Genomic DNA, 900 nt, shown 5'->3' with positions numbered 1-900 from the left:
ACGGAATCACTATTGTTTTCTCTTCCTCCGGCTACTTAGATGTTTCAGTTCACCGGGTCTGCCTTCTCATCACCTATGTATTCAGTGAAGGATACCATCCCATTACAGATGGTGGGTTGCCCCATTCGGAGATCCCCGGATCAAAGCGTGCTTACCGCTCCCCGAGGCTTATCGCAGTTCGCTGCGTCCTTCTTCGGCTCCTAGCGCCAAGGCATCCACCGTGTGCCCTTAGTAACTTAACCACATTGGTTAGCACTAAAAAGTACTTACAGTTAATATCTTAGCAATATCATGCAGTATCCAGTTTTCAAGGAACAAAAAACTTCGTTTTTTGTTGACCGCAAGCGGTCGGATTGAAGTTTTATAAAAAGGATAGTCACTCATAAAGAGCAACTGCCTGGCGACGTCCTACTCTCCCGGCTCCCTGCGGAGCAAGTACCATTGGCGCTGGAGGGCTTAACGGCCGTGTTCGGTATGGGAACGGGTGTGTCCCCTCCGCCATCATCACCAGACATTGTTTCACTTCTCAAAAGTGACGAAGACTAATTTAACACATCTTCCTATTCACTTTCAAGTATTATTTTTTAAAAAAGTGGTGGAGCTGAACGGGATCGAACCGATGACCTCCTGCTTGCAAGGCAGGCGCTCTCCCAACTGAGCTACAGCCCCATGAGTTGCCTCAAAGGTAACGCTTTCACTTCCGAAGTGATCCCGAGCTTTCTCAGGTACTTCTCAGCAAAGGCAAGTATTCAAATGGTGGGCCTAGGCTGACTCGAACAGCCGACCTCACGCTTATCAGGCGTGCGCTCTAACCAACTGAGCTATAGGCCCGCAAAGGAGCAATACTCCTTCAAAACTGAACAGCGAATGTGCGTTGTGGTCATATCTCCATAGAAAGGA

General features: G+C 48.6%; 2 tRNA genes and 2 rRNA genes. All 4 read right to left on the bottom strand.

From position 1 onward, the window contains the following. Positions 1–242 (bottom strand): 23S ribosomal RNA (locus EDM60_RS28265); the annotation flags it as partial. A 153-nt stretch (positions 243–395) separates the two neighbouring features. Further along, positions 396–512 (bottom strand): 5S ribosomal RNA (gene rrf / locus EDM60_RS28260). Positions 513–593: 81 nt separating this feature from the next. Further along, positions 594–669, bottom strand: a tRNA-Ala gene (locus EDM60_RS28255). Between the two features lie 85 nt (positions 670–754). After that, positions 755–831: transfer RNA gene (locus EDM60_RS28250), tRNA-Ile, on the bottom strand. Positions 832–900 lie beyond the last annotated feature (69 nt).

This window comes from Brevibacillus parabrevis, from assembly GCF_003710905.1.
In the GTDB taxonomy this organism is placed as follows: Bacteria; Bacillota; Bacilli; order Brevibacillales; family Brevibacillaceae; genus Brevibacillus; species Brevibacillus parabrevis.
The sequence above is the reverse complement of the archived record's forward strand: the minus strand, read 5'-3'. Positions and strand labels throughout refer to the sequence as shown.